Raw genomic sequence first — 6065 nt, forward strand, 5'->3', positions numbered from 1 at the left:
CGACCCCCATGAGCAACACCGTGAACGCCACCCCTGCCAGCAGCCCCTTCTACACCGCCGAGCACGCGGCCTTCCGCGACGCGATGCGGCGCTTCGTCGCGCGCGAAATCACGCCGAACGTCGAGGCCTGGGAAGCGGCTGCGAGCTTCCCGCTCGAGCTGTACCGCAAAGCAGCCGAGATCGGCCTGCTCGGCCTGGGCTTTCCAGAAGCCCATGGCGGCAACGACGGCGACCTGTTCATGACCATCATCGCGGCACAGGAGCTGGCGCGCTGCGGCGCCGGCGGCGTGCTGGCGAGCCTCTTGTCGCACACCATCGGCTGCCCGCCGATCGTCAACGTGGGGTCCGAGGCGATCAAGCGCAAGGTGTTGCCCGCGGTGTTGAGCGGCGAGAAGATCAGCGCCCTGGGCATCACCGAACCGTCGGGCGGCTCGGACGTCGCGAACCTGAAGACCACGGCGCGGCGCGATGGCGATCACTACGTGCTCAACGGCTCCAAGACCTTCATCACCTCGGGCATGCGCGCCGACTTCTACACCGTGGCGGTGCGCACCGGCGGCGCGGGCGCGGGCGGCGTGTCGCTGCTGCTGGTCGAAAAGGGCACGCCCGGCTTCACGCAGACGCGACTCGAGAAGATGGGCTGGCTGTGCTCCGACACCGCCACCCTGTACTTCGACAACTGCCGCGTGCCGGTGGGCAATCTGGTGGGCACCGAGAACCAGGGCTTCAAGGCCATCATGCTCAACTTCAACCGCGAGCGCATCTTCCTGGCCGCCGGCGCGAACGGCTTCGCACGCGTCTGCCTCGACGAGGCGCTGGCCTGGGCGCGCGCGCGCGAGATGTTCGGCGGGCGGCTGATCGACCAGCAGGTCACGCGCCACAAGCTGGCCGACATGGCGATGCGCATCGAGGCGACGCAGGCTCTGCTGGAGTTGCTGGCCTGGCGCGTCGAACAGGGCGACACGCCGGTGGGCGAGATCTGCCTGCTGAAGAACCAGGCCACCCAGACCATGGCGCATTGCGCGAGCGAAGCGGTGCAGATGCACGGTGGCGCAGGCTTCATCCGCGGCGTCACGGTCGAGCGCATCTACCGAGAGGTCAAGGTCAACGCGATCGGCGGCGGCGCCGAGGAAGTGATGCGCGACCTCGCCGCGCGCCAGCTCGGGTTCCACAGTGCAGGCCGCATGCCATGAACATCCGCCCCGCCGACATCGCCACCTGTGATGAAGACCTGCTCGAATCGATGCGAATCGCCCTGCGCTGCGCACCACCCGTCGACCGCGAGGGTGCGTTCCCGCGCGCCTGGTGGCAGCACTTGGCTACCCGCGGTCTGCTCGGCGTGGGTTTCGATGCCGACGGCCGCACGGCTCGCGCCGACTGGACGGTCATCTCGGCACTGGCAGGATTGATCGCACGCGAGACGGCGAGCGTGGGCTTGGCGCTCGCGTGGCTGATGAACGAAATGCTGGGGCGCTTCGTGATCGGCCCGCACGCCCGCAACGAAGCCCAGCGGGCACTCGTGCGGATGATGGCGCGCGGCGCCAAGATCGTGGCGCTCGCCATCTCGGAACCGAAGGTCGGAGCGCACCCCAAGCACCTGAGCTGTTTCGCCAGCCGTCACGATGACCATTGGCAGCTCGACGGCGAAAAGGCCTTCGTCAGCAACGGCCCTGCCGCCGACGCCGTCGTCGTGCTGGCCGTCACCGGCGAGGCGGGCGGCCGCAAGATGTTCGATGCTTTCGTCGTCGATACCGATGCGACCGGCCTGAAGCGGCTGCCCAACGGTCGCCCGGCCGCGCTGCCGCCGCTCGGCCATTGCGGGCTTGCGTTCGACGCCTGCCACGTGGCCCGCGCCGGCCGCCTGCGCACCGATGGCCGCGCCTTCGATCTGATCGCCCGGCCGCTGCGCGCGCTCGAAGACGCCCTGTTGGCAGGTGTCGTGTGCGGCGCGATGCAGGCCGAGCTCGACGCGCTGGCGGCGTGGCAACGCGGCGCCGCACCGACGCCCGCGACCCTGCGCACCCTCGGTGCGCTGCAACTCGAGCTCGCGGCGCTGGCGCAACTGGCCGCCGTAACCGCCTCGCACCTCGACAAACAGGGTGCGGACGATCGTCTGGCCGACCTGAACGTCGGCGTTCGCCTGGCGCTGGAACGCTGGCAGAACGCCTGCGAGTCGTTTGCCGCGCCGCTGGACGATCACGGCCGCAATCTGCTCGAACTCAGACGCGACATCCGCACGGTGCTCGGCATCGCACGCGGCGTCGGCGAAGCGCGACAACTGACGGCAGGCACCGGCCTGCTCACCAAGAAGGAACCCGATGAAGTCCCTGCATGATTCCCATTTCGATACCGTTGATGTCGTGCTGTCGCGACTCTCGGACGTCGACTACATCGCCAACCGGCAGCTCGCCACCGCGGTCTACCTCGCGTTCAACCTCGAGAAGCCGGTGCTGGTCGAAGGGCCGGCCGGGGTCGGCAAGACCGAGCTCGCCAAGAGCATGGCCAGCATCCTCGAAGTGCCGCTGATCCGACTGCAGTGCTACGAAGGCCTCGACGAGTCGAAGGCGCTGTACGAATGGAAGTACGGCAAGCAACTGCTGTACACCCAACTCCTCAAGGACAAGCTGGCCGAGATGATGCAGGGCGCGGTCGGCCTCGCGGCATCGATCGAGAAGCTGCATGCGCACGACGACCTGTTCTTCTCAGAGCACTTCCTCGAGCCGCGGCCGCTCTACCAGGCGCTGCACCAGGAACGCGGCTGCGTGCTGCTGATCGACGAGATCGACAAGTCCGACCCCGAGTTCGAGGCCTTCCTGCTCGAGGTGCTGTCGGATTTCCAGGTCTCGGTGCCCGAGCTCGGCACGATCGTGGCCAAGGTCAAGCCGCTGGTCTTCCTGACCAGCAACAACACGCGCGAGATGAGTGACGCGCTGAAGCGCCGCTGCCTGCACCTGCACATCCCGTTTCCGGAGGCGGTGGTCGAACGGCAGATCTTGGAACGCCGCGTGCCCGGCCTGTCGCAGACACTGAACCGCGAACTGGTGGCCTTCGTGCAGGCGGTGCGCGCCATCGACCTGAAGAAGCAGCCCTCGGTCAGCGAGACAATCGACTGGGCCAAGACCCTGCTGCTGCTCAATGCCGAGCACCTGAACCTCGACCTGGTGCGCGACACCCTCAACGTGTTCCTCAAGTTCGAGCAAGACATCGCGTCGGCCACCGAGCAGCTCCCGGCGCTGCTGGCCCAGGCGCGCAAGGGCGCGGAGTTACCTCTTGCAAGCCACTCTTGAAGACTTCTTCAAGGCGCTGCGCGGCAGCGACCTCGAGATCAGCCTGAACGCGCAGATCGATGCAGCACGCGCCACCGCGCTGGTGGGCTGGCGCGAACGCGATCTGCTGAAGAGCGCGCTTGGTGCGACCCTGGCCAAGACGCTGCCCGACCGCGCGGTGTTCGACCAGACCTTCGACCGCTTCTTCCGCTTCGAGTCCTTCGGCACGCGCCAGCTGGCCCCGGCGCCGGCCGGTGCCGAACCGGCTCCGCCGCCGCAGGCCGATCAGCCCTCGAACGCCGAAGGCGGGGGGGGCAGCGGCGGACCCGGCGGCTGCCAGGGCAGCGCGGGCCAGGCGTTGTCGCAGCTGCTGCAGTCGGGCGACTCGGCGGCGCTGTCGCGCCGCATGCAGCAGGCCGCGCGCGAGGTCGGCCTGACCGACATCTGGTTCTTCACGCAGAAGGGCTACTACACCCAGAAGATCCAGCAGGCGATGGGGCTGGAGCTGCTCGACCGCGAGATCAGCGACGCGCGCCGGCAGACACTGGCGCCCGAGCGCCTGGCCGCGCTGGAGCGCTCCCGCAAGCACCTGTTCAACGAGGTGCGCAACTTCGTCGAACGCAAGCTCTCGATGTACGGCACCGCGCCGACGCGCGAACTGCACGACGACTTTCTGCAGACCCAGAAGCTGTCGAACATCGACCGTCGCGACTTCGCCCGCATGCACGAGATCGTGCGCAAGATCGCGCGCCGCCTGGCCGAGCGTCACGCGCGCCGCAAGCGCCGCGAACAGCGCGGTCAGCTCGACTTCCGCCGCACGATGCGCGCCAACGCGGCCTATGGCGGCGTGATGTTCGAGACCTTCTGGCGCAGCACGAAAGTGGAGCGACCGCGCGTGGTGGCGATCTGCGACGTGAGCGGTTCGGTGCGCCAGTACGCGCGCTTCCTGCTGCTGTTCCTGTACAGCCTGGACGAGCTGGTGTCCGACGTGCAGTCCTTCGCTTTCACTAACCACCTGGTCGACGTCAGCGCGACCTTCGAGTCGCTGCCGGTCGAGCAGGCGGTCGACAAGGTGATGCAGGCGGTGGGGGGCTCCGGCACCGACTACGGCCAGGTGTTGGAGGACATCGACGAGCAGCTGATGCACCGCATCGACCGCCGCACCACGGTGCTGATCCTGGGCGACGCGCGCAACAACCGCGGCGAGGCGCACGCCGAGATCATGAAGACGCTGTACGGGCGCGCGCGGCGCGTGATCTGGCTGAACCCCGAGCCGGTGTCGTTCTGGGGCCTGGGCGATTCGGAGATGAAGCGCTACGCACCCTACTGCCACATCGCGCGCGAATGCAATTCGCTGCGCCATCTGGAGCGCACGCTCGACGAGCTGCTGCGCACCAACAGCGCCAGTGCCTGACAGAGGAAGCCGAACCGATGGTCCGTCCCACCTTGCAGCTCCATGCCGCCCGCACCCCGGCCACACCGCGGCCGGCGGCCACCCTGCTGTGGTTGCGTGACAGCGCCGCCGGCCCCGAGGTGTTGCTGACGCGGCGCTCGCCGACCGCGAGCTTCCTGCCCGGCGTGTTCGTGTTCCCCGGCGGACGCATCGACGCCGAGGACGCGGACGCCCTCGACCTGGTCCACGGCGCTGCTGCCGGCCACCCGGCCGAGGGTCTGACGCCGGCCTTGGCCGCGCTGCGCGAAAGCTTCGAGGAACTGGGAATTCTGCACGCCGTGCGCGACGACGGCGGCCCCTTGACCCATCGGGACATTGCATCGTTGCGGCGCGACCAGGCCCTGTACCCGCAGTTGCGGGCACACCGGCTCAAGCTGGCGGCGACCGAGGTGCGCACGCTGGCGCGCTGGACCACCGATCGGGACGTCGGACCGCGGCGTTTCGACACCGCCTTCCTGATCGCGCGCATCCCCGCAGGCCAGACCGCGGTGGCCGACGACGCCGAACAGTTCGAACCGGTCTGGTTGCGTGCCGAGGACGCACTGCAGCGTCACCAGGGCGGCACGCTGCCGCTGATCTTCCCGACCCTGCGCACGCTGCGCTGGCTGGCGCCGTTCCGCGACGTCGACGCCGCGCTGCAGGCCTGCGCGAGCGGCCGGCCGCTGTGGGAGTCGTGCCCGCGCGGCGCCCTCGTCAAGGGCCAGCCGCAACGCTACATGGAGCACGACCTGCCCTTCGGCGAGCTCGAGATGGTCTGCCCCGACGGCCAGCTCGAACATGCGCTCGACTGGCAGCACGAACGGCCGGTGCAACTGCTGCGCCACCTGTGGCGGCTGACGGCGCCGAACCGCGGCGTGATGACAGGGCCCGGCACGAACAGCTACATCATCGGCAGCGCGGCCGGCGGCTTCGTCGTGATCGACCCCGGCCCACCCGACGACGAGCACGTGGCGCGCCTGTTCGGGGCGACCGAGGGGAACATCCGGGCCATCCTCTGCACGCACTCGCACCCCGACCATTCGCCAGGCGCAAAGCCGCTGGCGCAACTCTGCGCCGACCGCACCGGCCGGCGTCCGCCCATTCTCGGCATGGCGTCGGCACCGACCGCTCGGGATCATTCGCTGTTCGTGCCCGATCGCGAACTCGGCGACGGCGAGCGCGTGCATCTTGCCGACCCGGAGCACCCGGTGACTTTGTGTGCGATCCACACGCCAGGCCACGCCGCCAACCACTTGTGCTTGGTCGTCGAAGAAGACGGCCTGCTGTTCTCGGGCGACCACGTCCTCAACGGCAGCACCACGATCATCGACCCGCCCGACGGCAACATGGCGGCCTACCTTGATTCA

At 68.8% G+C, this 6065-nt stretch carries 5 protein-coding genes; all 5 read left to right on the forward strand.

Translation table 11 applies throughout. The annotated features are described in order from the left end of the window. The first annotated feature begins 20 nt into the window (after positions 1 to 20). Positions 21 to 1193, forward strand: a complete 1173-nt coding sequence (locus ACWH49_RS27075; protein WP_448174272.1) for an acyl-CoA dehydrogenase family protein — start codon at positions 21 to 23, stop codon at positions 1191 to 1193. A 146-nt stretch (positions 1194 to 1339) separates the two neighbouring features. Further along, positions 1340 to 2335, forward strand: a complete 996-nt coding sequence (locus tag ACWH49_RS27080; RefSeq protein ID WP_448174273.1) for an acyl-CoA dehydrogenase family protein — start codon at positions 1340 to 1342, stop codon at positions 2333 to 2335. Further along, positions 2319 to 3287 (forward strand): AAA family ATPase, encoded by a 969-nt coding sequence (locus ACWH49_RS27085; RefSeq protein WP_448174274.1) that lies wholly within the window; start codon positions 2319 to 2321, stop codon positions 3285 to 3287. Before ACWH49_RS27080 ends, ACWH49_RS27085 begins: the two co-directional genes overlap by 17 nt. Continuing rightward, positions 3271 to 4680: a vWA domain-containing protein gene (locus tag ACWH49_RS27090; RefSeq protein WP_448174275.1), complete on the forward strand. Its 1410-nt coding sequence runs from the start codon at positions 3271 to 3273 to the stop codon at positions 4678 to 4680. Before ACWH49_RS27085 ends, ACWH49_RS27090 begins: the two co-directional genes overlap by 17 nt. 17 nt (positions 4681 to 4697) lie before the next feature. Next, on the forward strand, positions 4698 to 6065 hold a 1368-nt coding region (locus ACWH49_RS27095; RefSeq protein ID WP_448174276.1), incomplete at its 3' end, for an MBL fold metallo-hydrolase.

This window comes from Rhizobacter fulvus (genome assembly GCF_964020785.1).

Excerpts from the sequence above, each read along its gene's own strand:
- ACWH49_RS27085 (WP_448174274.1), top strand. The coding sequence starts at position 2,319 with ATGAAGTCCCTGCATGATTCCCATTTCGATACCGTTGATGTCGTGCTG.